This window comes from Brevundimonas sp. Root1279 (assembly GCF_001425945.1).
In the GTDB taxonomy this organism is placed as follows: Bacteria; Pseudomonadota; Alphaproteobacteria; order Caulobacterales; family Caulobacteraceae; genus Brevundimonas.
Genome location: NZ_LMEB01000005.1, coordinates 358,739 through 382,307, shown reverse-complemented (window position 1 = coordinate 382,307; position 23,569 = coordinate 358,739). Strand labels below are relative to the sequence as shown.

Annotated in this window: 20 protein-coding genes; 12 read left to right on the top strand and 8 right to left on the bottom strand. The window is 70.0% G+C overall.

All coding sequences use genetic code 11. The features are described from left to right. Positions 1-2: 2 nt before the first annotated feature. Positions 3-485 carry a hypothetical protein gene (locus ASC65_RS07705; protein WP_056451319.1) on the bottom strand — a complete coding sequence of 161 codons (483 nt, stop codon included), beginning with the start codon at positions 483-485 and terminating at the stop codon, positions 3-5. Between the two features lie 152 nt (positions 486-637). Between ASC65_RS07705 and ASC65_RS07700 the strand changes: the two genes are divergently transcribed. Further along, complete coding sequence (locus tag ASC65_RS07700; RefSeq protein ID WP_056451317.1) at positions 638-901, top strand: hypothetical protein; 264 nt, start codon at positions 638-640, stop codon at positions 899-901. 75 nt (positions 902-976) lie between these two features. Here ASC65_RS07700 and ASC65_RS07695 read toward each other — a convergent pair whose 3' ends face one another. Then, positions 977-1,450 carry a porin family protein gene (locus tag ASC65_RS07695; RefSeq protein WP_235561431.1) on the bottom strand — a complete coding sequence of 158 codons (474 nt, stop codon included), beginning with the start codon at positions 1,448-1,450 and terminating at the stop codon, positions 977-979. A 243-nt stretch (positions 1,451-1,693) separates the two neighbouring features. After that, on the bottom strand, positions 1,694-4,384 hold the full coding sequence (gene ppdK / locus ASC65_RS07690; protein WP_056451313.1) for a pyruvate, phosphate dikinase: 2,691 nt from the start codon (positions 4,382-4,384) through the stop codon (positions 1,694-1,696). 222 nt (positions 4,385-4,606) lie between these two features. On the opposite strand from ppdK, the gene ASC65_RS07685 reads away from it, so the two are divergent. The 5 genes from ASC65_RS07685 (at position 4,607) to ASC65_RS07665 (ending at position 11,212) form a co-directional block, all read left to right on the top strand. Then, a complete protein-coding gene (locus tag ASC65_RS07685; protein WP_056451311.1) occupies positions 4,607-5,452 on the top strand; it encodes a tetratricopeptide repeat protein in 846 nt (281 codons plus the stop codon). Between the two features lie 116 nt (positions 5,453-5,568). Then, positions 5,569-6,432 (top strand): bestrophin-like domain, encoded by an 864-nt coding sequence (locus tag ASC65_RS07680; protein ID WP_056451309.1) that lies wholly within the window; start codon positions 5,569-5,571, stop codon positions 6,430-6,432. Positions 6,433-6,503: 71 nt separating this feature from the next. After that, the gene (locus tag ASC65_RS07675; protein WP_056451306.1) at positions 6,504-7,583 is read left to right on the top strand and encodes a site-specific DNA-methyltransferase; all 1,080 of its coding nucleotides are present in this window, start codon (positions 6,504-6,506) and stop codon (positions 7,581-7,583) included. Between the two features lie 194 nt (positions 7,584-7,777). After that, entirely contained in the window at positions 7,778-8,890 is a 1,113-nt protein-coding gene (locus ASC65_RS07670; RefSeq protein ID WP_056451304.1) for a glycosyltransferase family 4 protein, read from the top strand. Between the two features lie 129 nt (positions 8,891-9,019). Continuing rightward, positions 9,020-11,212: an amylo-alpha-1,6-glucosidase gene (locus ASC65_RS07665; protein ID WP_056451303.1), complete on the top strand. Its 2,193-nt coding sequence runs from the start codon at positions 9,020-9,022 to the stop codon at positions 11,210-11,212. On the opposite strand, the gene mutY is transcribed toward ASC65_RS07665, so the two are convergent. Continuing rightward, on the bottom strand, positions 11,209-12,228 hold the full coding sequence (mutY, locus tag ASC65_RS07660; protein ID WP_056451301.1) for an A/G-specific adenine glycosylase: 1,020 nt from the start codon (positions 12,226-12,228) through the stop codon (positions 11,209-11,211). The genes ASC65_RS07665 and mutY overlap by 4 nt on opposite strands. Positions 12,229-12,319: 91 nt before the next feature. Between mutY and ASC65_RS07655 the strand changes: the two genes are divergently transcribed. The 5 genes from ASC65_RS07655 (at position 12,320) to ASC65_RS07635 (ending at position 18,638) form a co-directional block, all read left to right on the top strand. Beyond that, on the top strand, positions 12,320-12,886 hold the full coding sequence (locus tag ASC65_RS07655; RefSeq protein ID WP_056451299.1) for a DUF721 domain-containing protein: 567 nt from the start codon (positions 12,320-12,322) through the stop codon (positions 12,884-12,886). Positions 12,887-12,980: 94 nt separating this feature from the next. Further along, positions 12,981-13,625: a DsbA family protein gene (locus ASC65_RS07650; RefSeq protein WP_056451297.1), complete on the top strand. Its 645-nt coding sequence runs from the start codon at positions 12,981-12,983 to the stop codon at positions 13,623-13,625. A gap of 49 nt (positions 13,626-13,674) precedes the next feature. Next, positions 13,675-14,268 (top strand): thioredoxin domain-containing protein, encoded by a 594-nt coding sequence (locus ASC65_RS07645; RefSeq protein ID WP_056451295.1) that lies wholly within the window; start codon positions 13,675-13,677, stop codon positions 14,266-14,268. A 12-nt stretch (positions 14,269-14,280) separates the two neighbouring features. Then, positions 14,281-17,718, top strand: coding sequence for a chromosome segregation protein SMC (gene smc / locus ASC65_RS07640; RefSeq protein ID WP_056451293.1), 3,438 nt, complete (start codon positions 14,281-14,283; stop codon positions 17,716-17,718). A gap of 74 nt (positions 17,719-17,792) precedes the next feature. Beyond that, a complete protein-coding gene (locus ASC65_RS07635; RefSeq protein ID WP_156459585.1) occupies positions 17,793-18,638 on the top strand; it encodes a DUF6438 domain-containing protein in 846 nt (281 codons plus the stop codon). Here ASC65_RS07635 and ASC65_RS07630 read toward each other — a convergent pair. After that, entirely contained in the window at positions 18,613-19,335 is a 723-nt protein-coding gene (locus ASC65_RS07630) for a WecB/TagA/CpsF family glycosyltransferase (protein ID WP_056451291.1), read from the bottom strand. The genes ASC65_RS07635 and ASC65_RS07630 overlap by 26 nt on opposite strands. 47 nt (positions 19,336-19,382) lie before the next feature. Between ASC65_RS07630 and ASC65_RS07625 the strand changes: the two genes are divergently transcribed. After that, positions 19,383-19,823 (top strand): hypothetical protein, encoded by a 441-nt coding sequence (locus ASC65_RS07625; protein ID WP_056451290.1) that lies wholly within the window; start codon positions 19,383-19,385, stop codon positions 19,821-19,823. On the opposite strand, the gene murG is transcribed toward ASC65_RS07625, so the two are convergent. From murG to murD, 3 genes are read right to left on the bottom strand one after another with little or no spacing between them, the layout of a single operon-like run. Next, positions 19,820-20,908 (bottom strand): undecaprenyldiphospho-muramoylpentapeptide beta-N-acetylglucosaminyltransferase, encoded by a 1,089-nt coding sequence (murG, locus tag ASC65_RS07620; protein ID WP_056451289.1) that lies wholly within the window; start codon positions 20,906-20,908, stop codon positions 19,820-19,822. The two genes, ASC65_RS07625 and murG, sit on opposite strands and share 4 nt — an antisense overlap. A 9-nt stretch (positions 20,909-20,917) precedes the next feature. Beyond that, positions 20,918-22,096, bottom strand: a complete 1,179-nt coding sequence (locus ASC65_RS07615; RefSeq protein ID WP_056451288.1) for an FtsW/RodA/SpoVE family cell cycle protein — start codon at positions 22,094-22,096, stop codon at positions 20,918-20,920. Then, a complete protein-coding gene (murD, locus tag ASC65_RS07610; protein WP_056451287.1) occupies positions 22,093-23,568 on the bottom strand; it encodes a UDP-N-acetylmuramoyl-L-alanine--D-glutamate ligase in 1,476 nt (491 codons plus the stop codon). The genes ASC65_RS07615 and murD overlap by 4 nt, the downstream gene beginning before the upstream one ends. Position 23,569 lies beyond the last annotated feature (1 nt).

The following is a 23,569-nucleotide window of genomic DNA, read 5'->3' as shown; positions in this document are numbered from 1 at the left end:
CCTCAGCCCTTCGCGGCGGTCTCGTTCAGCTGCGTGCATTTCGTGAGGGCGACCGTCGCGTTGTCGCGGTTCAGCCAGGTCAGCCGCATGGTCTGGCCGGCGACCTCCATGCGGATGCGTTCGTTCGAGGTCATGCCTTCGCCGGTGCATGTCAGGGCCGCCTCATAGCCCTGGCTCACCTGGTCGACGGCGGCGATGGCGCAGCTGTTTTCATAACCCTCGAACCGGGTCGTGGTGATCTCGATCGGCCGCTCCGGGCCTTCCCGGTTGAGACACCAGGCGACATCGGCGGCCCAGCGGCCGACAAATGAGCGGGGACCGGCGCCCGGCATCACCGTGCCGACCCCGGGTGGCGGCGGCGGCGGCGGAGCCGCGGCCTGAGGCGTATCGATCGGCTGAGCGGGTTCGGTAGGGGGATTGGTCGCCTGCGGACCGCAAGCGGAGAGGGCGAGCAGGCTGATCAGGGTGAGTCGCAAAGGGGCCATGGCGAAGCTAACGCGCCGCCTCAAGGAGGGGTCCAAACGGACTTGTCCGCGGCAATTTACTCGCCTGAATGACGATTTTCGCGGCCACGCTTGCATCCCCGGCTTGTTTTTGCGACCGCTTCGGCAGTGTCGAGAACAAGGGGGCGTCCCGAATGACTCAGAACACCAATCCGTGGGCAGTTCAGATCGATCCGCTGGCGCAGGACGTCGCAGCGGTGCTCAAGCGCATGGGCGGTTCGGCCCACCAGCGCGATGTCGTGCAGTGCGTCGCCGCCATGAAGCGACAGCGCGGCGAGATGGTCGCCCAGGATCTGGCCAACCGGATCATCGAGGTCTTCGAGCGCTATCGCGACCTGTTCTTCAAGCCGTTCGGCGAAGGCTCGATGCGCTGGGCGTTGCAGCCCGGGGTCGCCTGAGGCCCGCGCGCCTCGGAGCAAACGAAAAGGCCCGCGACGTCGCCGTCGCGGGCCTTCGTGCATCTGGCTATCCGATCAGAAGCGACGCACGTAGCTCAGGCCGTAGGTGTCGAGCTCGCCGCCGTCGTCCTGGAAGTCGCGACGGGTCCAGTCGGCGCGCAGGCCGTTCTGGCTGTCGAAGAACCAGTTGGCGCCGGCGCCGTAGTTGACGCTCTCGCCGTCCGCCTGGGCGGTGACGCCGGCCACGTCCGCCTTGATCGAGGTCGTGCCGTAGCCGACCCGACCGAACAGTTCGAGGTTCGGGCTCACCGGCACGTTGGCGACGCCGTAGATGGCGGCGTCATAATCATGCTCGAGCTTGCCGTCGACGCCGGCGAAGGAGATGTCCTCGTCCTTCACGCCGACCGAGGCTTCGCCCTCGACGCCGAAGTAACGGCTCATCTTGGCCGTGACTCGACCCGTGACGGCGCCCAGGTCACCTTGGTCCCCATCAAGTTGAGTGTAGCCGAGCGAACCCGTCCATTGAGGGTTCGAAACGCTCTGAGCCATCGCAGGCGCAGCGATCAGAGTAAGAGCGGCGGCGGAGAGTAGAATAGTACGCATAGTTTCTGTATCCCTTTGGATGTGGTGACTTCTGTGGTCACCAGCCCCATCCAGCGGGTCTACAAATGGCTCTCTAGCCGAGCCGTTCCAGAGCCCATGCTAAACCTGAATCAACCTGTGAGCGCGGGGACACATACACCGCTACGCCAACCTTGACCTTATCGTGTCCATAGGCTGAACGCAGGATGACTAGCGGTCTTTTTCCCGCTCCGTCCCGGCCCGGGCGTGCAGTGCGGCCTGGGCAGCGGCGAGGCGAGCGATGGGCACGCGGTAGGGCGAGCAGCTGACGTAGTTGAGGCCCGCCTCCTCGCAGAAGGCGATCGAGGCGGGGTCGCCGCCGTGCTCGCCGCAGATGCCCATCTTGATGCCAGGACGCACAGCGCCGCCCCGCTCCGCGGCGATGCGGATCAGGTCGCCGACGCCGTCGCGATCCAGCCGGACGAAGGGATCGGTCTCGAAGATGCCCTTGTCCAGATAGGCCTGCAGGAAGCGGCCGGAGTCGTCGCGGCTGATGCCGAAGGTGGTCTGGGTCAGGTCGTTGGTGCCGAAGCTGAAGAATTCGGCGTGCTCGGCCAGGTCGCCGGCGCGGAGCGCCGCGCGGGGCAGTTCGATCATGGTGCCGACCAGGTAGTCGATCGACTGGCCGGTCTCGGCGAACACCGCCTGGGCGGTCCGGTCGGTCAGCTCGCGCAGGTATTTCATCTCCAGGCCCAGGGCGACCAGCGGGTGCATGATCTCCGGCAGCGGGGCCTGGCCCGAGGTCGCCTGCACCTCCAGGGCCGCCTCGATAATGGCGCGGACCTGCATCTCGTAGATCTCGGGATAGGCGACGCCGAGGCGGCAACCGCGGTGGCCGAGCATGGGGTTGGTCTCGTGCAGTTCGCGGGCCCGGCGCTTGAGCTTGCCGGCGTCGATGCCCGAAGTCTTGGCCAGGGCGTCCATCTCCGCCTCGGTGTGCGGAATGAACTCGTGCAGCGGCGGGTCGAGCAGGCGGACTGTGACCGGCAGGCCGGCCATGATGGTGAACAGCTCGACGAAGTCCGCCTTCTGGAACGGCGCGATCTTGGCCAGGGCGGCGCGGCGGCCGGCTTCGTCGTCGGCGAGGATCATCTCGCGCACGGCGGCGATGCGGGTGTCGTCGAAGAACATGTGCTCGGTGCGGCACAGGCCGATGCCCTCGGCGCCGAAGCCGCGGGCGGTCTTGGCGTCCAGCGGCGTCTCGGCGTTGGCGCGGACGCGCAGGCGACGGACCTTGTCGGCCCAGGCCATCAGGGTCTGGAAATCGCCGGTCAGCTCGGGCTCGATCATGCGCACAGCGCCGTCCAGCACCTCGCCCTTGGAGCCGTCGATGGTGACGATCTCGCCGGCGCGGAAGGTGCGGCCACGCGCGGTGAAGGTCTGGGCGCGATCGTCGATGTGGATCTCGCCGGCCCCGGACACGCAGGGCCGGCCCATGCCGCGGGCGACCACCGCCGCATGGCTGGTCATGCCGCCGCGGGCGGTGACGATGCCGCGAGCCGCGTGCATGCCGTGGATGTCCTCGGGCGAGGTCTCCTCGCGCACCAGGATCACCGCCTCGCCCAGCTGAGCCAGGCGCTCGGCCTCGTCGGCGTCGAAGACGATCTTGCCGGTGGCGGCGCCCGGACTGGCCGGCAGACCGGCGGCGACGACATTGCGGACGGCGTTCGGATCCAGGGTCGGATGCAGCAACTGGTCCAGAGCCGCCGGCTCGACGCGGCTGATCGCTTCCTCCTGGGAGATGACGCCCTCGGCGGCCAGGTCGACGGCGATCTTCAGCGCAGACTTGGCGGTGCGCTTGCCGTTGCGGGTCTGCAGCATCCAGAGCCGACCCTGTTCGACCGTGAACTCGATGTCCTGCATGTCGCGGTAGTGGCTCTCAAGCCGTCCGACGACCTCGACGAACTGGCCGAACACCTCCGGCATCGCCTCTTCCATCGAGGGATGGATGTCGCCCATCTCCTCGCGCCCGGCCCGGGTCAGGGCCTGGGGGGTGCGGATGCCGGCGACGACGTCCTCGCCCTGGGCGTTGATCAGGAACTCGCCGTACAGGCGAGCCTCGCCGGTCGAGGGGTTGCGGGTGAAGGCCACGCCGGTGGCCGAGGTCTCGCCCATGTTGCCGAACACCATCGACTGGATGTTCACGGCCGTGCCCCAGCTCTCGGGGATGTCGTGCATGCGGCGATAGAATTTGGCCCGGTCGTTCATCCAGCTGGCGAAGACGGCGCCGACGGCGCCCCACAGCTGGTCGTGCGGTTCCTGCGGGAAGGCGTGGCCGAGGTTGCGCTGCACCACCGCCTTGTAGTCGGCGACGACCTTCTCCCAGTCCTTGGCTCCCAGGTCGGTGTCGACGGTGACGCCGAGGCGGTCCTTATGGTCGTCCAGCACCTCTTCGAAATCGTCATGGCTGAGCCCCAGCACGACGTTCGAATACATGGTGATGAAGCGGCGGTAGCTGTCGAGGGCGAAGCGGCGGTCGCCGCTGAGATTCGCCAGCCCCTCGACCGTCTCGTCGTTGAGCCCGAGGTTGAGGACGGTGTCCATCATCCCCGGCATCGAGGCGCGGGCGCCCGAGCGGACGGAGACCAGCAGGGGGTTGGCGGGATCGCCGAAGGTCTTGCCGGTGACGGCCTCGACCTGGACGAGGGCCGACTTCACCTGACCTTCGAGCTCGGCCGGATAGGCCTGGCCGTTCGCATAGTAGTGGACGCAGGCCTCGGTGGTGATGGTGAAGCCCGGCGGCACCGGCAGGCCGAGCGAGGACATCTCGGCGAGGTTGGCCCCCTTGCCGCCGAGAAGGTTCTTCATCGACGCATCGCCGTCGGCCGAACCGCCGCCGAAGCCGTACACCCACTGAGTCATCTGACAGCCCTGAACCGTGGTCCAGCCGCAGCGGATTCGCTCCGCCCGGCGTGTTGGCCCCGCTTACCGCGCCGGGGGCGCCATGGCGAGGCTGAGCGCGTAACAAAACGTGAGCGGGTGTGACGGTTCCGCCGGCCAAGGCCGCATCGACCTTCCGGCTTGCGCCGGAGACCTGTGCTGCGTCAGGAAAGGCTCGACGAGCTTGAGCTTGAGGGGAAGACGATGAAACGCACGGTCATGACGGCGGCGCTGGCGGCCGGGCTCATTCTGGCGCCCCTGGCCTGCGCTGCCTCGGTCGCTGCGCAGGAAGCGGCCCAGTCCGACCCTCAGGTGAAGATCAACCTCGGAGGCGAGGCCGCGCCGCAGTCCGAGGCGAGGCACTACGCCGTCTACGAAGCCGCCATTACCGACTTCAACACCGGCGGCTTCGCCGCGCTGGCCCCGCATCTGGCGGGCCTTCGCGAGGCGCTCGCCGCAGCGCCGGCGACCTATCCGGCCGTGATGCAGGTCGACGGCGGCTGGGTGATCCATTCGGACGACTTCGAGGAAACCATGATCCTCGCCCAGGACATCGGCATGGACTTCGCCGCGTCGGGCGGCCGGGGCGAGCTCAAGGTCGTGGCGCGGCCCAATATCTATCCGCGCATCGCCTTCCTGCTCGGCAGCGAGGCGTTGGAGCGTCGGGACTTCGACCAGGCGATGACCTTCCTCGACCAAGGCCTCGCCCTCCAGCCGCTGGATCGCCTTCTGCTGAACGAGAAACTGGTCGTCCTGCACGCCCAGCAGCGTTGGGATGACGCCTACGCCCTGATCAAAGAGGCCATGGCGGCGGAGGATCCGCTCCTGACCGCCAAGCCGGCGCATCTTCAGCGGCGCCTGGGCTACACCCTGGTCGAACTCGGGCGGATTCCCGAGGCGCGCGCCGCGTACGAGGCCTCGCTCGTGGCGGAGCCCGGCAACCAGACAGCCCTGCAGGAACTCGAGTTCATCGCCGGGCTGGAGGCCAAAAAGCCCGTCTACGGCGAGATGCAGATCACCGCTCCCCTCGCGCCGCGGCCCGCGGAGTGACGGGTCGCGCTGCGGCGCCGGGCTGAGGCCATCTGCGCCGGGAACCGAGGGTTTTCCCGGATGAACAGGCGGCCGGCGCTGCGCGATGGTGGCTCCAGCTGAAGGACCGCCGTTCGATGTGGACCACCATCGCCGCCTGGCTCGATTTCGCGCCGGCCATCGTGCTGGGGCTGATCATCCTCTTGGCCATGACAGCGGCCGGTTGGCTCGGGAAGAGGCTCCGGACCTGGAGCGACCGGGATGCCGTCCTGACAGGGCAGGAACTCAAGGAATCCCAGGAAGGGTATCTGGTCTCGGCCGTGGTCGGGCTCCTGGCCCTGCTGGTGGGCTTCACCTTCTCCCTGGCGGTGGACCGGTTCGAGACCCGGCGCTCGCTTGTGCTCCAGGAGGCCAACGCCATCGGCACGGCCTATCTGCGCACCCAGCTGCTGGAAGAGCCGCACCGCGCGCGGTTAAGCCGGCTGCTGGTCGCCTACACCGAGAACCGGCTGGTGCTGTCCAAGGCCACCGACCGATCCCAACTCCCGGCCCTGCTGGCCCGGAACGACCGTCTGGCGACCGATCTCTGGCAGGCGACGGTGGCCGCCTTCCCCACGATCCGCGGCTACGACTTCTCGAGCACCTACCTCGAGAGCATGAACGAGGTCATCGACCTCGACCGATCGCGCAAGGCGGCCCGGCTGGTGCGAATACCGACCGAGGTGTTCGTGGTCCTGCTCGTCTACATGATCGTGACGGCGGCGGTCATGGGCTTTGTGCTTATCGGGCCGCGCGGCCGGGCGACCGGCTTCTTCCTGATGTTCCTGACCAATATGGCGGTCGTGCTGATCATCGATATCGATCGGCCGGCCCGGGGCGGCATCACCGAGGGTCAACGGCCGATGGAATGGCTGCGCGACGACATGCGCGAACATCCTCCGTCGACCTATGATCGCTTCCTGCTGCCCGAGGCGCCCACAAGGGAAGCGCCGCGGTCGTGAGCGGTTTGGTTACCCGAACTTAACCGTGATGATTCACCAATCCCCCTTCAAGCTGAGCGGGATCGCGTATCATGTCCGAGTTGAAGACCGATGTCGTCCTTCGGGGCGACTGCATCGAAGTCCTGAAGGGCCTGCCGGACGCGTCCGTGGACATGGTCTTCGCCGACCCGCCGTATAACCTGCAGCTCGGCGGTGACCTGCTGCGTCCGGACAACAGCATGGTCGACGCCGTCGACGACGACTGGGACAAGTTCGACAGCTTCGCCGCCTATGACGCCTTCACCCGCGCCTGGCTGGCGGAATGCCGCCGGGTTCTGAAGCCGGAAGGCTCGATCTGGGTGATCGGCAGCTATCACAACGTCTTCCGCCTCGGCACGGCGATCCAGGACCTCGGCTTCTGGGTGCTGAACGACATCATCTGGCGCAAGTCGAATCCGATGCCGAATTTCAAGGGCACGCGCTTCACCAATGCGCACGAGACCCTGATCTGGGCGGCCCGGTCGCGCGAGCAGAAGCGCTACACCTTCAACTACGACGCGCTGAAGGCCTTCAACGAAGACACCCAGATGCGCTCTGACTGGACCTTCGCCCTGTGCACCGGCGAGGAACGGATCAAGGACGCCGACGGCAAGAAGGCCCACCCGACCCAGAAGCCCGAGGCCCTGCTGCACCGGGTGCTCCTGTCGGCGACGCGGCCGGGCGACGTGGTGCTGGACCCCTTCTTCGGCACCGGCACCACCGGGGCCGCGGCCAAGCGGCTGGGCCGCCACTTCATCGGCATCGAGCGCGACGAGGGCTATGCCAAGGTCGCCGAGAAGCGGATCAAGGCGGTGGTCCCGGCCTCGCCGGAAGACCTGCAGGTCATGGGCTCCAAGCGGTCCGAGCCCAAGGTGCCGTTCGGTGCTCTGGTCGAGGCCGGCCTGCTGCGTCCGGGCGACCGCCTGTACTGCCCCAAGGGCGAGCGCGAGGCCCGCGTCCGCGCCGACGGTTCTCTGGTCTCGGGCTCGCTGAGCGGCTCGATCCACAAGCTGGGCGCCCTGTTCGAGAACGCCCCGGCCTGCAACGGCTGGACCTACTGGCGCTTCAAGTCGGACCAGGGCTTGCGTTCGATCGACGCCCTGCGCGCCGAGATCCGCGCCGGGATGCAGTAACGACGGGTGCGATAGGGGCGGCGGTTCAATCGGTTGCCGCCCGCTCCTGCCTGAAAGTCCGAACGGACCGCCAGCGCTGTAATTCTCTGTAAACGGCTAAGTTTACAGAGAAAAAGATCGCCGTTCCCGGAACTTCGCAACTGCGAGATGGTTAGCTGATCCGTCGCCGAGTCCGCGTCGGGAGGCTGCTTGCCATGAAGATCGCCCAGGTCACGCCGTTGTATGAAGCCGTCCCGCCCAAGCTCTACGGAGGGACTGAGCGCGTCGTGGCGCACCTGACCGACGCCCTGGTCGACCTCGGACATGAGGTGACCCTGTTCGCCTCCGCCGACGCTGAGACGCGGGCGCGGCTGATCCCGGTGCGGGATCAGGCGATCCGGCTGGATCCGGCGCCGCTGAAGTCAGATCTGGCGGCCCATATGGCCATGCTGTGCGAGGTGCTGGAGCGGGTCGACCAGTTCGACGTGATCCATTTCCACACCGACATGCTTCACTTCCCCTTCTTCAGCCGCCACGCGGACAAGACGGTCACCACCCTGCACGGGCGGCTGGACCTGAAGGACCTGCCCGGCGTCTACGAGCGCTGGGCCGAGTTCGGTCTGGTGTCGATTTCGGACGACCAACGGCGGCCCCTGCCCTTCGCCAACTGGCAGGCCACGGTGCACCACGGCATGCCGGCCGATCAGTTCCGCTTCTCGCCGAAGTCCGAGGGCTACCTCGCCTTCCTCGGCCGCATCTCGCCGGAGAAGCGACCCGACCGGGCCATCGAGATCGCCGCCAAGCTGGGCAAGCCGCTGAAAATGGCGGCCAAGGTGGATGCTCAGGACAAGGCCTACTGGGAGACGGTCATCAAGCCGCTCGTGGACGCCAATCCCAACGTCGAGTTCATCGGCGAGATCGGCGACCACCAGAAGTCGGCCTTCCTCGGCGGGGCCGAGGCCCTGCTGTTCCCGATCGATTGGCCGGAGCCCTTCGGCCTGGTGATGATTGAGGCTATGGCCTGCGGCACGCCGGTGGTGGCCTTCCGCTCGGGCTCGACGCCGGAGGTTATCGAGGACGGCGCGACCGGCTTCCTGGTCGACAATCTTGAGCAGGCGATCGCCGCCGCGTCGCGAGCGCATTTGCTGGACCGCGAGGCCATCCGCGCCCGGTTCGACCTGCGCTTCTCGGCCACGGCCATGGCCCGGCGCTATCTCGACGTTTACGGCGACCTGCTGGCCCGCCGCCCGTTCGCCGAGGCTCCGCTGGAGGACGTGGTGACGCCGCTGCGCCCCTGGGAAGGCAAGACCTTCGCCGCCAACGGCTGACATCCGGCCCCCGCCCTAGGGGCTGAACCTCCGGCGGCTTCGTCTGTTTCGGTACCGAGGGGCCTTCAACGGCCGCATTCGAGTGCGAGGTTCCGGAGGCCCTGGTCGTAAACCGATCCGAGGTTCCGCATGGACGACGCCTATACCGTTCAGGTCACCGCCGCCGAGTCGCAGGAAGTCGGCGGGCTCGAACAGCTGATGGCGCTCAAGGACGCCGACACCTTCCTGGTCGCCGACAGCTGGGGCGACATGAAGGGCGGCGCGGACGGCCTGTTCGACCATGACACCCGGTTGCTGTCGCGCTTCATCATGACCGCCGGCCAGGCGCGGCCGTCCAAACTGAGTTCGGGCGTCAGCCAGGACAACGTCTTCTTCATCAGCCACACCACCAACCGGCCCCTGCCGCCGATGGGCGGACGGTCGGCGCCGGCGGGCGTGCTGCATATCGAGCGGCGGCGCTTCGTCTGGGACCGGCGGATGTTCGAGCGTGTCCGCATCGCCAACCACGGCATCGAGGACGTGCTGCTGCCCCTGGCCTTCGATTTCGGGGCCGACTTCGTCGACATCTTCCAGGTCCGGGGCACGCCGCGGTTGAAGCACGGGACCCAGGAGCCGCCGGTGCTGGACGGGCGACGGGTGACCTTCCGCTATCATGGCCTCGACGGCGTCGACCGGATGAGTTGCCTGGCCTTCTCGGAGCCTCCCGCGCGGCTAACGGCTTCGCGGGCGGAATTCATGTTCAGCCTGCCCAAGGGCCGGCGCTGCGACCTCTACATCGAGTGCGGCGGGCAGTCGTGCGAGCCACCGGACGAAGCGCGCTTCCGCCTGCACGCCCTGCAGGCCCGCGTGTCGATGCGCAGCCGCCGGCGGCGAGGGGCGTCGGTCCGCGGCCCGCGCAGCCCGCGCTTCAACGACTGGCTGGACCAGAGCCGGGCCGACGTCGCCCTGCTGACCACCGACCTGCCGACCGGCCCCTACCCCTATGCTGGCATTCCCTGGTTCTCGACGCCGTTCGGGCGCGACGGGATCATCACCGCCTGGCAGATGCTGTGGCTCGATCCCAGCCTGGCCAAGGGGGTGCTGACCTATCTGGCCATGCGCCAGGCCACCGAGGTCTCGGCCTTCCAGGACTCGGCCCCCGGCAAGATCATGCACGAGACCCGGCGCGGCGAGATGTCCGCCCTGGGCGAGGTGCCGTTCGGCCTCTACTACGGCGGCGTCGACACCACCTGCCTGTTCGTGGCCCTGGCAGGGGCCTACGCCCGGCGGACGGGCGACTTCGAGCTGATCGAGAGGCTGTGGCCGAACCTGATCGCCGCGGTCGGCTGGATGCGCGACTACGGCGACATCCGCGGCGACGGCATGATCAGCTACCAGCGCGGGGCGGACACCGGCCTGTCGAACCAGTGCTGGAAGGATTCCGAGGACTCCATTTTCCACGCCGATGGCCATTTCCCGAAAGGCCCGGTCGCGGTGCTGGAGGTGCAGGGCTACGCCTTCGCCGCTTGGCAGGCGATGGCCGACCTGGGCCGGGTGCTCGGTGACGAGCGGACGGAGGAATGGGCGGACCGGGCCGAAACCATGCGGACGCGGGTCGAGGAGCGGTTCTGGATGGAGGACGAGCAGTTCTACGCCATCGCCCTGGACGGCGACGGCCGGCCCTGCCGCTCGATCGCATCCAACGCCGGCCACCTGCTGTTCACCGGCTTGCCGACCCCTGAGCGCGCTCGGATCGTGACGCGCCGGATGCTGTCGGCGGAGTTCCGCTCGGGCTGGGGCGTGCGCACCCTGGCCACCGGCCAGGCGCGCTTCAACCCGATGAGCTATCACGACGGTTCGGTCTGGCCGCACGATACCGCCATGGCGGCCGTGGGCATGGCCCGCTACGGCGAGCGCCGCGCCGTAGCCCTGCTGCTGGGCGAGGTCTACGCCGCCGCCACCCATTTCCACATGCGCCTGCCCGAACTGTTCTGCGGCTTCGAAAAGACGACCGGCGAGCCGCCGATCGCCTATCCGGTCGCCTGCCTGCCCCAGGCCTGGGCGGCGGGATCGGTCTTCCACATGCTGCAGGGCGCGCTCGGCCTGACCATCGATGCGTCACGCTCGCTGGTCGAGATCGACGATCCGATGCTGCCGATGGGCATCGATCGGCTGAGCATCACCAATCTGCAGGTCGGGGACGGCCTGGTCGACATCAGCTTCGAGCAGGCGGGGCGGCATACAGTGGTCGTCCCGCACCGCCGCCAGGGGAATGTCTCGGTGCGCACCATGACCTGGGGCTCCGCCCGCTATCGCCCGTCGACGCGGGCGCCGAACACCTAGAGCGAGGCCAGACCGCGCTCCAGCGCCTTGCGGAACACCGTCGGCAGGGCGGTCAGCGCCTCCTCGGCGGGGATCCACAGGAAGTCGCCTTCGCCCTCCGCCGCCCGCACCAACAGCGTCAGGGAAAAGTGGGTGAAGACGTGCTCAACCGCGCCCGCCTCGCGCCAGTCGGCCTCGACCGGCGGGACCGGCGGGGCGGGCGTCGCGCCCCACTCCGACGTCGGCAGGCCCAGCATGCCGCCGAGCAGGCCCTTGGCGGGGCGCTGAACCAGAGCCACCCGTCCCGCCGCGTCTCTCAGCACCCAGGCCGCGCCGGCGCGGTGCGGACGCTCCGCCTTCGGAGCCTTGACCGGAAAACGCTCGGGCGCGCCTGAGCGGTACCCCTCGCACCAGGCGGTCAGCGGGCAGCGGTCGCACGCAGGCTTGCCCGGACGGCATACGGTAGCCCCCAGGTCCATGAGCGCTTGGGCCCAGTCGCCGGGCCGGTCGTCGGCGACGAGCGAACCCGCCAGGCGACGCAGTTCGGGTCGGGCGGCGGGAACCGGCGTCTCGACGGCGAACAGCCGGGCCGTGACCCGCTCGACATTGCCGTCCACGACATTGGCGGCGCGCTCAAAGGCGATGGCCGCCACCGCCGCGGCCGTATAGGCGCCGACTCCCGGCAGGGCCAGCAGGGCCGCCTCCGTATCCGGGAAGACGCCGCCGTGTTCAGAGGCGACCGCCCGGGCGCAGGCCAGCAGGTTGCGGGCGCGGGCGTAGTAGCCGAGCCCCGCCCAGGCGGCCATGACCTCGGCGTCCGCGGCCGCCGCCAGGTCCGAAACGGTGGGCCAGCGGCGGGTGAAAGCCTCGAAATAGGGCGTCGCGTGCGGCGTGGTTGTCTGCTGCAGCATCACCTCGGAGAGCCACACCCGGTAGGGGTCGGGCCGGCCCTCGCCGGGCCGTTTGCGCCAGGCCAGGGTGCGGCCGTGGGCGTCGTACCAGGCCAGCAGGGCGGCGCGGAGCGCGGGGACGTTCATCCCCTCCTCCCTAGCGTTAGTCCCCGGCCTTGTCCCCTGCGCCGCCAGTGGTCCGCGCGACAAGCCCGGGCCGGACGGCTATGACGGTGGAATGCGCCGCACCCTGCCCACCGACGCCGAGGTCCAGGAGATCCTGTCGCGCCGCCGCACGCGCCCGGCGCCGCGGCCCGCGCCCAGGGCCGGGCGGGCCTTGCAGGGGCTGATCAAGGAGCTGGACGCCAAATTCGGACGCGGCGCCTCGGCGCTGGAGCCGCGCTGGGCCGAGATCGTCGGCGACCGGCTGGCCCGCGTCACCCGGCCGCAGAAGCTGAGCAAGGGTCGCGGCGGCGCGGGCGGCGTGCTGGAGCTGCGCGTGGCGGGCCCCGCGGCCCTGCTGGTGCAGCACCAGTCCGAGGACATCATCCAGCGCGTGAACCTGTTCCTGGGGCCCGGCAGCGTGGAGAAGCTGCGTATCGCCCAGGGCCCCGTGAAGCCGCCCGTCGGCCTGCCCGCCCAGGCCCGCTCCCGTCCCAAGCCGCCGCCCCTGGCCGCGGCCGCCGAGGCCGAGCTGAAGGCGACTCTGGCCGAGGCGCCGGAGTCGCTGAAAGCCTCGCTGGAGCAGCTCGGCCGCGCGGTGCTCAGCGACCCCGAGAAGGGGCGCGACCGTTCGGGCCGTTGACAAAACTTCGCCGCTTCTGTTCTCGAAAACCCATGTGCGCGCATTTCCGGGGGAATCGCGCGATGCTTCCAGACCCCGTGCAGAGGAAGACGCCATGAGCGCCACGAACCGTTACGCTGCGATGAGCCGCCGCGCCGCCATCACGGCCGCCGCCCTGGCCGCCATGGCCACCCTGGCCGGCTGCGGCAGCAAGGGCGGTCCGGCGGAAGGCGACATGGCCCTGGGGGCCGCCGACGGCGCCAAGGTCACCGTCGTCGAGTACGCCTCGGTCACCTGCCCGCACTGCGCCGCCTGGCAGGAAGAGACCTGGCCCGCTTTCAAGACCAAGTACGTCGACACCAACAAAGTCCGCTACGTCTTCCGCGAACTGCCGACCCCGCCGGCGCCGACCGCCGTCGCCGGCTTCCTGCTGGCCCGCTGCGCCGGCGACGAAGCCAAGTATTTCCAGGTCATCCACGAGCTGATGGCCGACCAGCGCGAATTCGTCACCAACCCGCGCGCCACCCTGTTCCGCGTCGGCAACGCCGTCGGCCTGAACCAGCAGCAGGTGCAGCAGTGCATCACCGACGAGGCCGCCCTGAAGGCCGCCGACAAGCGCTCCAAGCAGGCGGTCGACGCCGGCGTCAGCACCACGCCGGCCTTCTTCGTCAACGGGACCCAGGTCATCACCCCGGGCGGTGAAGGCGCCAGCATCGACGACCTGTCGAAGGTCATCGACGCCGAACTGGCCAAGGGCTGAGACCGACGTGGGGCGGGCGTCGCGTTTCATTCTGCCTTTGATGGCGGCGATGGCCCTTCCGGTCCTCGCCCAGGCGCAGACGGTCGCCCCCGTACGTGAGGGCGACCGGACCCTGGGCTCGCCCACGGCGCCCGTCACCCTGACCGTCTACCTGTCCGCCACCTGCAGCCACTGCGCCGATTGGCACACCAATGAGTTCCCGGCCTTCCGCGCCAAATACGTGGACTCCGGCCAGGTGCGGGTCGCCTTCCGCGACCTCCCGACGCCGCCGGCCCAGCTGGCGGCGGCCGGGGCCGTGATGGCGCGCTGCGTTCCCGAAGACAACTACGACGCGGCGCTGGACGCCCTGTTCAAGGGCCAACAGGCGATCCGGGACGCCGGCGGCGCGCGTCCGGCGGCGGTCGCCTGGCTGCGTTCCGCAGGTGAGGCCGGCGGGCTGACGCTCGAGCAGATGAACGCCTGCATGTCCGATGCGGCAGGGTTCGCCGAGATCGAAGCCCGCGCCGGCCAGTCCGTCGCCGACGGGATCAACAGCACGCCGTCGTTCCTGATCAACGGCGAGAAGGTCGATGTGGAAGCCATGGGGGCCCGCGACGTGGCCGCCTTCGAGCCGCTGATCCAGCCCCTGCTGGCGGGCCGGTGATCCGCTAGCGGGATGCAGTTCCAGCGCCTCCGGCTCGTGGGCTTCAAGTCCTTCGTCGACCCGGCCGAAGTGCATATCGAGCCGGGCCTGACGGGCATCGTCGGGCCCAACGGATGCGGCAAGTCGAACGTTCTGGAGAGCCTGCGCTGGGTCATGGGCGCCAACTCGGCCAAGGCCATGCGCGGCCAGGGCATGGACGACGTCATCTTCGCCGGCGCCGCCAACCGCCCGCCGCGCAGCCACGCCGAAGTCCAGCTGACCATCGACAACGCCCAGCGCCGGGCGCCCCAGCCCTTCACCGACAGCGCCATCATCGAGGTCAGCCGCCGCATCGACCGCGGCCAGGGCTCGACCTACCGGATCAACGGCAAGGAAGTCCGCGCCCGCGACGTCCAACTGCTGTTCGCTGACGCCTCGACCGGGGCCAACTCCCCGGCCCTGGTGCGACAGGGCCAGATCAGCGAGCTGATCGCCGCCAAGCCGCAGAACCGCCGCCGCATCCTCGAAGAGGCGGGCGGCGTGGCCGGTCTGCACACCCGCCGCCACGAGGCCGAACTGCGGCTGAAGGCGGCCGAGTCCAACCTCGAGCGCCTCGACGACATCGGCCGCGAGCTGGAGACGGCGCTGGGCCGGCTGAAGCGCGAGGCGCGGCAGGCGGAGAAGTACAAGAAGATCTCGGCCGAGATTCGCGCCCTGCAGGCCGCCCTGCTGTTCGTGCGCTGGAACGACGCCAAGCTGGCGGCCGAGACGGCGGCGTCCGAACTGGCCGCGGCCGACCGGGCGGTGGTCGAGGCGGCGACCGCCTCGGGCCGGGCCCAGACCGCCTCGCTGAACGCCCAGGAGGCGCTCAAGCCCGCCCGCGAGGAGGACGCCGTCGCCGGCGCCCTGCTGCACCGCGCCAGCCTGGAGCGCGACCGCCTCGACATGGCCGAACAGGCCGCCCGGGCCGAAGTCGACCGGCTGAAGGCCGAGGGCCAGCGCATCGCCGCCGACATCGAGCGCGAGACCAATATGGCCGGCGACGCCGAGAGCGAGCTGGCCCGGCTGACCGAGGCCTTCGAACAGGTCAGCGCCGAGATCGCCGCCGCCCCCTCGCGCGGCCCTGAGCTGGAAGCCGCCCTGACCGCCGCCGAGAGCGCCCGCAAGGCCGCCGACGCCGAGGTCGAACGCGTCGCCGGCGCAGTGGCCGCGGTCGAGGCCCGGGTCTCCGCCGAAAACGCCCGCAAGCGCGACGCCGAAGCGCGCGTCGACCGCGCCAAGGCCCAGCTGGCCCAGGCCCAGCGCGAGCGCGAGGCGCTGGGGCCGCTGGAGACGCCCGAGATCGAGGCCGCCAAGGCGGCGCTGGAAGCCGCTCAGACCCAGCTGGCCGCCGCCCGCGCCGCCGTCGAAACGGCTGAGGCCGACCGGGGCGACAAGGCCCGGACTGAGCAGGAGGCCCGTCAGGCGGCGCGGGCGGCCGAAGATCGCCTCGGCCGACTGCAGACCGAGGCGCGCGGCCTGGCCCAGCTGCTGGTGCAGGGCAAGCGCGAGCATCCGCCGGCGCTGGACAAGGTGCAGGCCGACAAGGGCTACGAAGCGGCGCTGGCTGCGGCCCTGGGCGACGACCTGGATGCGGCGCTGGACGCCCGCGCGGCGGCGCACTGGGCCGGGGCGGAAGCGCCCTCCCCGACCTGGCCCAAGGGCGTCGAGCCGCTAGCGGCCCATGTCTCGGCCCCGGACCAGCTCAAGGCGCGCCTGGCCCTGTGCGGCGTGGCGGCGCGCGGCGAGATCGAGGGTCTGGCCAAGGGCCTGCCGGTCGGGGCTCGACTGGTCACCAAAGAGGGCGACCTGTGGCGCTGGGACGGCTTCGTCCAGCGCGCCGAGGCCCCCCGTCCCGCCGCCGTGCGGCTGGCCCAGCGCACCCGCCTGTCCGAGCTGGAAGCCGAGATCGACGAGGGCAAGCCGGCGCTGGAGAGCGCCCAGGCGGCCCTGAAGGCGGCCACCGAGGCCTTCCGCGCCGCCGAGGAGACGGTGAAGACCGCCCGCGCCGCGCCCTTCCCGCTCGACAAGGCGGTCACCGCCGCCCGCGACCGCGTCGAGGCCCTGGGCCGCGATCAGGCGCGCAAGGAGGCCCGCGCCCAGGCGCTGGACGAGACCCTGGTGCGCCTCAAGGCCGAGGTCGAGGCCGCCGAGACCGCCCTGGCCGAGGCCCAGGGGACCGAGGCTCCGTCGGAGACGCTGGAAGGCCTGCGCAACGAACTGACCGCCGTCCGCACGGCCGCCGACGCCGCTCGTGGCGCGGCCTCGACCGCCCGGGTCGAGCGCGACGCCGAGGCCCGCGACGCCGCCGCCCGCGTCTCTCGTCTCGAAAGCCTGAAGCGCGACCGCGAGGGCTGGGCTGTCCGCGCCAAGGACGCCAAGGTCCGCGTCGGCGCGCTCGAGAAGGACGCCGAGAAGACGGCGGCGAAACTGAAGGCCGCCTCGGACGCGCCCGAGCAGCTGGCCGCCCAGCGCTCGTCACTGCTGGACGCCCTGACCGCCGCCGAGACCCGCCGCAAGGCCGCCGCCGACGCCCTGGCGACGGCGGAAGCCCAGGCCGGCGAGGCCGACCGCGCCGCCCGCGCCGCCGAGGCCGCCGCCTCCACCGCCCGCGAGGCCCGCGCCGGCCTGGCCGCCCGCGCCGAGGCCGGCGCCGAACGGCTGGAAGAGGCCACCGCCAATGTGCGCGAGACGGCGCAAATGTCGCCCGAGGAGCTCGGCCAGAAGCTGACCGACGACGCCATCGCCCGCCCGCCGGACGCCGCCGGGGCCGAAAGCCTGCTGTTCGGCCTGGAGCGCGAGCGCGAGGCCCTCGGCGCGGTCAACCTGCGCGCCGAGGATGAGGCCACCGAATACGGCGACCGGCTGCAGACCATGAAGGTCGAGCGCTCGGACCTGACCTCCGCCATCGCCAAGCTGCGCGACGGCATCGACGAGCTCAACGCGGAGGGCCGCGAGCGGCTGATCGCCGCCTTCGACATCATCAACGAGAATTTCCGGACCCTGTTCGAGGCCCTGTTCGGCGGCGGCCAGGCCGAGCTGAAGCTGGTCGAGAGCGACGACCCGCTCGAGGCCGGCCTCGAGATCTACGCCTGCCCGCCGGGCAAGCGGCTGTCGGTGATGAGCCTGATGTCCGGCGGCGAGCAGGCCCTGACCGCCGCCGCCCTGATCTTCGCCGTCTTCCTGGCCAACCCGGCCCCGGTCTGCGTCCTCGACGAGGTCGACGCGCCGCTCGATGACGCCAACGTCGACCGCTACTGCCGCATGCTCAACGAGATGCGCAACCGCACCGACACCCGCTTCATCGTCATCACCCACAACCCGGTGACCATGAGCCGGATGGACCGCCTGTTCGGCGTCACCATGCCGGAGCGCGGGGTCAGCCAGCTGGTCAGCGTGGATCTGGGGCAGGCCGAGCAGTTGGTGGCGTGAGGATCCGACCGGATTCGCTCGTGATCGCGGCCGTGCTCGTCACGGGCTGCGCCCTATACTTCGGAGCGCCTGGCTTGGCGTTCGAGGCACGCGCCTGGCTGATGGGCGCGCCTCATGTCTACACGGACGACGAAGACATTCGGGCGCATGAGTTGCCCGTTCCGTCGTCGGTCCGCCATCCGTCAGCGTCGAACGGGGCGCTGAACCTAGTGTACGAAATTCTTGTCGACACTCAGGGTCGAACGGTAGCTACGACCTTAAAGTTCGACCGGGAGAAAACGTCTCCCGCCTTGCGTGCACAGGTTGCTCAGAATCTGAAGCAATGGCGGTTTCGCCCATTCACCAAGGCAGACGGTTCGCCCACACCCGTACGCCTGTGGGTTTCGACGGGCGTCCTGCCGCCCGAGAAGCGACCGACGCGGCACGTTCCTTTCCCAGAAACGGCCGGCAGGCCCATCAGCATTTTCCTCGAGCGCACCGGATGCTTCGGAACTTGCCCCGCCTATGTGGCGATCCTCCGAAACGACGGAACGGTCTATTTCTGCGGCCGATACTACGTTCAAGCCGCTGGCTGGCGTGAAGGCCGTATAACCCGAGAACAGTTCGACACGCTTGTCGAGCGCTTCCGCAAGGCCGACTTCTTCTCGCTGGACGACGAGTACTTCACTGAGGTCACCGACAACCCGACCTACCTGCTCGGCATCAATGTCGATGGACGGAGCAAAGTCGTACTGGACTATGTCGGCTTGGAAGCGGGAATGCCATCCGCTGTCACCGAGCTTCAAGACGCGGTGGACGCCGCCGCAGGTACAACGCGCTGGATCGGGCCTCAGCAGGAGTGGGGCATGGGGCTGCCTGCGGCCGTCCAGGACTGCTCAACGCCACCAACCCCGTTCAGCGGCTCAACACCTCAGTCCTGACGAACCACCCGAAGATAGCCGGCCCCTCGATCACATAGCGCCGGAACATCCGCCGCGGCTGGCTGAGCAATCGATGCAGCCACTCCAGTGACAGCGTCTGGAACAGCTTCGGCGCCCGCTGCTGGCGGCCGGTGAGGAAGTCGACCGAGGCGCCGACGCACAGGGCGACGCCGCGCTCGCGGCCGGCGGCCTTGAGGGCGTGGGCGAACAGCTCCTGCTTGGGGAAGGAGACGCAGGCCAGCAGGACGTCCCAGTCGGCGCGGACGGCGGCGTCGACGGCCTGGATCCACTCACCCGAGCCCGGCGTCAGCATCGGCGCCTCGAGGAAACGCAGGGTCTGTCGCGGATAGCGGGCGACGAGGTCGTCGAAGGCGGCCCGGTCGGGGCCGAAGACGGCGATGGTCAGCCCCTCGGTCTCCGGCGCGGCCAGCAGGTCGGCGGTCAGGTCCGAGCCGGGATAGACCGGCAGGGTCACGCCGCGCAGGCGGGCCAGATGAGCCAGGATGCGGCTGTCGCAGATCTTCAACGCCGCGCCGTCGTAGACCGCGCGGGAGACCCGCCCGTCCATCAGCTTGACCACATGGTCGACGTTCGGCGTCACGACATAGCCATAGGGCCTGCGCGCCAGGGCGCGCACTTGCGCGCGCAGGTCGGCGCGGTCTCCAGCGGCGAAATCGAGCGTCATGAAACGCGTCATGGCGAAGAGCCTATCGCGCCGCGGTCAACGGGCGGTTACGACGGCGCATGATACTCGCCGCCCTCTCGCTGTTGCTCACCCAGGCCGCCGAGCCGGAGCAGCACCGCTTCGTCTTTCTCGGCGCGGGCCGCTTCGCCCAGTACGCCGACCTGGCCAGCCTGCATCCCGCAGGCGCGGGCGGTCGCATCCGCGTGCTGCAGGTGGTCGAGCCGGATTTCCGCGCCGGCGGCGACGCCTACTGGGGCGGCTGGTCGTGGTGGTCCTTCGACTGCGACAGCGGGTCGGTCGACCGCCTGGACTTCGCCTCGGTGCGCGAGGGCGGCGCCGAGGGTCCCGCCACGGCGGACGCAGCCCCGGCCTATGAGGCCGCCCCCGGCGGCGACGCCCATGAGCTGCTGGTCGCGGCCTGCAATCCCGGCGACTACGCCACGGACGCGGCCACGCTGGAGGAAGCCGTGGCCCACGGAAGGGCGCAGCTGGCGCTTTAGCGCGCCGCCGCCTCGACCATATCGGCCAGCTTCTGGGTCGCGTCCGGCAGGGCCGCCGAGCGGGCGCCGGCGCTCATGGCCGCCAGGCGGGCCGGGTCGGACAGGATCGGCTCCAGCACCGCCCGCAGCCCGTCCACGGTCACGTGGTCTTCGAGGATCATCTCGGCCCCGCCGGCGTCGACCAGGCTGGCGGCGTTGAAGCGCTGGTGGTCGTCCGTGGCGATCTTGAGCGGGATCAGCACCGACGGCAGGCCGGCGACCGCCAGCTCTGAACAGGTCGACGCCCCGGCGCGGCCGATGACCAGGTGGGCGGCCGACAGGCTGGCGGCCATGTCGCGGAAGAAGGGGGCGACCTCGGCGTCGATGCCGGCTTCGAGATAGATCTGCCGGGCCGTCTCCATGGTCTCGGGCCGGGCCTGCTGTTGCACCTTCAGCCGGGCGCGCAGCGCCTCGGGCAGGGCCGCCAGGGCGCGCGGCGCGGTCTCGGCCAGGATGCGGGCCCCCTGGCTGCCGCCGGTGACCAGCACGCGGATCGGCCCGTCGCCGACCGGGGCCACGTAGGGGCGGTCCAGCAGGCCCTTGATGTCCGGGCGCACCGGATTGCCGACCAGGGTCACCCGCGCACCGACGCCCTGGGGCACGCGCTGCAGGTTGGGGAAGGAGGCCCCGATCGCGCCGACATAGGGGGCCAGCCAGCGGTTGGTGCGGCCCAGCACCGAGTTCTGCTCGTGCAGCACGGTCGGGCGGCGCTGCATCAGGGCGGCCAGCAGGGCCGGCGCCGATGGATAGCCGCCGAAGCCGACCACCACGGCCGCGTCCAGCCCCTTCAGCGCGCCCTGGGCCCGGCTTGCGCCCTTCATGATGGCGAGCAGGGCCTTGGCCAGGCCTATCGGCCCCTTGCCGGTGGCGGCGTCCAGCGCGATCCGCTCCTCGGCCGGGAAGGCGTGGGCGTAGCTCTCGCCGCGGGCGTCGGTGGCCAGCACGATGCGCCAGCCGCGCGCCTGCAGCTCACGCGCCAGCGCCTCGGCGGGGAACATGTGGCCGCCGGTGCCTCCGGCGGCGACGACGCAGACTTTCGACGACATGGGCGGCCTTTACGGGAGGATGCGGCGGCGTTGCGGCAGGCTGGCGCCCGGCTCATAGGCGCCTGGACGACGACGGGTCAGGGCCAGGGCCAGACCCATGGTCAGGCCCATGGCCAGCATGGACGAGCCGCCGTAGCTGATGAACGGCAGGGTCATGCCCTTGGTCGGGATCAGGTTCAGGTTCACGGCCACATTGATGCAGGCCTGCAGGCCGATCAGCATGAACAGGCCGGCGGCGGCGGTCTGCTCATACGGGTCGTTCAGCTTCATGGCCCGCTTCAGGCCGCGCAGGACGATGAAGGCGTAGAGCGCGATCATCGCCAGGGACAGCATCAGGCCGAACTCCTCGGCGCCGACCGAATAGATGAAGTCGGTGTGCAGGTCGGGCACGTGGCGCTTCATGACGCCCTCGCCGACGCCGCGACCGACCAGGCCGCCGGCGCGGATGGCCTCGGACGCACGGTCGATCTGGTGGGTGTCGGTGCTCTCGGGCGACAGGAAGCGGCTCAGGCGGTCCCGCATGTGGCCGAAGGCGAAATAGAGCGACACCAGTCCCGCCATGCCCGCGGCGGCGATCACCGCCACCCACTTCAGCGGCACGCCGGCCATGAAGAAGACGGCCATGAAGGTGGTGGTGACCAAGAGAGTCTGGCCGATATCGGGCTGGATCAGCAGCAGGCCGACGGTCAGGGCCCAGAAGCCGAAGGCGATGCTGACGCCCGGGACGCCCTGCCCCTTCTGGGCCTCGGCGAACATCCAGGCGGCGAAGACGATCAGGCCGGGCTTGGCGAACTCGGACGGCTGCAGGCTGAACGGGCCGAGGTTTATCCAGCGCGCCGCGCCCTTCACCTCGTCGCCGATGAACGGCAGGGCCATCATGGTCAGGATGGCCAGGATCAGGGCCAGCACCGCGATGCGCCGCACCCCGCGCGGCGACAGCAGCGACGTCGTCAACATGATGCCGAGCCCCATCGAGGCCCAGACCAGCATCCGGTACGAATAGTGGAAAGGCTCGGTGATCGACTGGTCGGCGAGGATGGCGGCCGGGCTCGACGCGAAACTCAGCGCCACGCCGAGGCCCATCAGGGTCAGGGCGGCGGCCAGCAAGCCGCGGTCGACGGTCCAGAACCACTTGGCGATCGGGCTCTGGTCGTTGCGCGAAAAGGCGGGGCTGTAGCTCTGGGTCATGAGGCGCTCGCAGGGGTGGCGCCGAGGGCCAGGACGGCGGCGCGGAACGCCTCACCCCTGGCCTCGAAGTCGGGATACTGGTCGAAGGAGGCGGCGGCCGGCGACAGCAGGACGACCTCGTCCCGGCCGGTCGCGGCGGCGGCGTCGTAAGCGGCCTGCACGGCGGTGGCCATGTCGCCGCTGATACGGTGCGGGGTCTCGCCCAGGGCGGCGGCGAACGGCCCGGCCGCCTCGCCGATCAGGAAGGCCTCGACCACGCGCGGGAACAGGTCCTCGATGTCGTCGATCCCGCCCGCCTTGGCCCGCCCGCCGGCGATCCAGTAACTGCGCTCATACGAGGCCAGCGCCTGCCGCGCGGCGTCGGCGTTGGTGGCCTTGGAGTCATTGATGAAGCGCACCCGGCCGAGCTGGCCGACGGTCTCCATGCGGTGGGCGAGGCCGGGGAAGGTGACGAGGCCCTGGACGGCGGCTTCATGCGACACGCCGAGCGCGCGGGCGGCGGCGTAAGCGAAGGCCGCGTTCTGGGCGTTGTGGCGGCCTGGGAGCGAGCGGGCTTCATCCAGTCGCGCGATAAGCAAGCCATCCGCCGTCACGTCGCCGGCGAGGGCCTCCATGGAAAGGAAGCGCCCTTCCAGGAAAGCGCTTTCCCGAGCGCTCCCCCTCTCCGCGACCCGCTCGACCGCCAAACCCGGGAGCCGCCCTCCCCCCAACACAGCGATGTTGGTCAGGATAGAAGTGACCGAACCCTGCTTATGAAGCGCCTTGTAGATTTCGCCGCCCCAAGCATCGTCGATGCCAACCAGAGCGACCTTGTCCTCGCCGTGGTGTTGGAACATCCGCGTCTTGGCCTTCACATAGCCCTCCATCCCGCCGTGACGGTCGAGATGGTCCGGCGAGATGTTGGTCAGGATCGCCACGTCCGGCGCGAAGCTCGTGGTCAGGTCCAACTGATAGCTCGACACCTCGATCACATAGACCGCCTCGGGCGTCGGGGCCGGCAGGGCGAGCACGCCTATGCCGATGTTGCCGCCGACGTGGACCTTCAGGCCTGCCTGCTTCAGCACCCAGCCGATGAGAGCGGTGGTCGTCGACTTGCCGTTGGTGCCAGTGATGGCGACCACCTTCGGCCGCTGATCCTGCGGCAGAACCGCCAGCGCACGCGCGAACAGCTCGATGTCGCCGAGCACCTCGACGCCCGCCGCCTTGGCCTTGTCGACGGTCCAGTGCGGCTTGGGGTGGGTCAGGGGCGCGCCGGGGGAGAGGACCAGGGCGGCGAAGCCGGACCAGTCGGCGGCGGTGAGATCCTCGACGGCGAAGCCCTCGGCCTCGGCCTGCATGCGACTGGAGACGCTGTCGTCCCACAGCACCGGCAGGGCGCCGCCGGCCTTGAGGGCGCGCGCGGCCGTCAGTCCCGACCTGCCGAGGCCGAAGACCGCGATCCTCCGCCCTTCGAAGCCGGGTGCCGGGATCATG

Excerpts from the sequence above, each read along its gene's own strand:
- ASC65_RS07645 (WP_056451295.1), top strand. The coding sequence starts at position 13,675 with ATGGCCCTTCCGGTCCTCGCCCAGGCGCAGACGGTCGCCCCCGTACGT.
- ppdK (WP_056451313.1), bottom strand. The coding sequence starts at position 4,384 with ATGACTCAGTGGGTGTACGGCTTCGGCGGCGGTTCGGCCGACGGCGAT.
- mutY (WP_056451301.1), bottom strand. The coding sequence starts at position 12,228 with ATGAACGTCCCCGCGCTCCGCGCCGCCCTGCTGGCCTGGTACGACGCC.
- ASC65_RS07650 (WP_056451297.1), top strand. The coding sequence starts at position 12,981 with ATGAGCGCCACGAACCGTTACGCTGCGATGAGCCGCCGCGCCGCCATC.
- murG (WP_056451289.1), bottom strand. The coding sequence starts at position 20,908 with ATGTCGTCGAAAGTCTGCGTCGTCGCCGCCGGAGGCACCGGCGGCCAC.
- ASC65_RS07655 (WP_056451299.1), top strand. The coding sequence starts at position 12,320 with ATGCGCCGCACCCTGCCCACCGACGCCGAGGTCCAGGAGATCCTGTCG.
- ASC65_RS07675 (WP_056451306.1), top strand. The coding sequence starts at position 6,504 with ATGTCCGAGTTGAAGACCGATGTCGTCCTTCGGGGCGACTGCATCGAA.
- ASC65_RS07700 (WP_056451317.1), top strand. The coding sequence starts at position 638 with ATGACTCAGAACACCAATCCGTGGGCAGTTCAGATCGATCCGCTGGCG.
- ASC65_RS07705 (WP_056451319.1), bottom strand. The coding sequence starts at position 485 with ATGGCCCCTTTGCGACTCACCCTGATCAGCCTGCTCGCCCTCTCCGCT.
- murD (WP_056451287.1), bottom strand. The coding sequence starts at position 23,568 with ATGATCCCGGCACCCGGCTTCGAAGGGCGGAGGATCGCGGTCTTCGGC.
- ASC65_RS07630 (WP_056451291.1), bottom strand. The coding sequence starts at position 19,335 with ATGACGCGTTTCATGACGCTCGATTTCGCCGCTGGAGACCGCGCCGAC.
- ASC65_RS07685 (WP_056451311.1), top strand. The coding sequence starts at position 4,607 with ATGAAACGCACGGTCATGACGGCGGCGCTGGCGGCCGGGCTCATTCTG.
- ASC65_RS07625 (WP_056451290.1), top strand. The coding sequence starts at position 19,383 with ATGATACTCGCCGCCCTCTCGCTGTTGCTCACCCAGGCCGCCGAGCCG.
- ASC65_RS07665 (WP_056451303.1), top strand. The coding sequence starts at position 9,020 with ATGGACGACGCCTATACCGTTCAGGTCACCGCCGCCGAGTCGCAGGAA.
- ASC65_RS07680 (WP_056451309.1), top strand. The coding sequence starts at position 5,569 with ATGTGGACCACCATCGCCGCCTGGCTCGATTTCGCGCCGGCCATCGTG.
- ASC65_RS07670 (WP_056451304.1), top strand. The coding sequence starts at position 7,778 with ATGAAGATCGCCCAGGTCACGCCGTTGTATGAAGCCGTCCCGCCCAAG.
- ASC65_RS07695 (WP_235561431.1), bottom strand. The coding sequence starts at position 1,450 with ATGGCTCAGAGCGTTTCGAACCCTCAATGGACGGGTTCGCTCGGCTAC.
- ASC65_RS07615 (WP_056451288.1), bottom strand. The coding sequence starts at position 22,096 with ATGACCCAGAGCTACAGCCCCGCCTTTTCGCGCAACGACCAGAGCCCG.
- smc (WP_056451293.1), top strand. The coding sequence starts at position 14,281 with ATGCAGTTCCAGCGCCTCCGGCTCGTGGGCTTCAAGTCCTTCGTCGAC.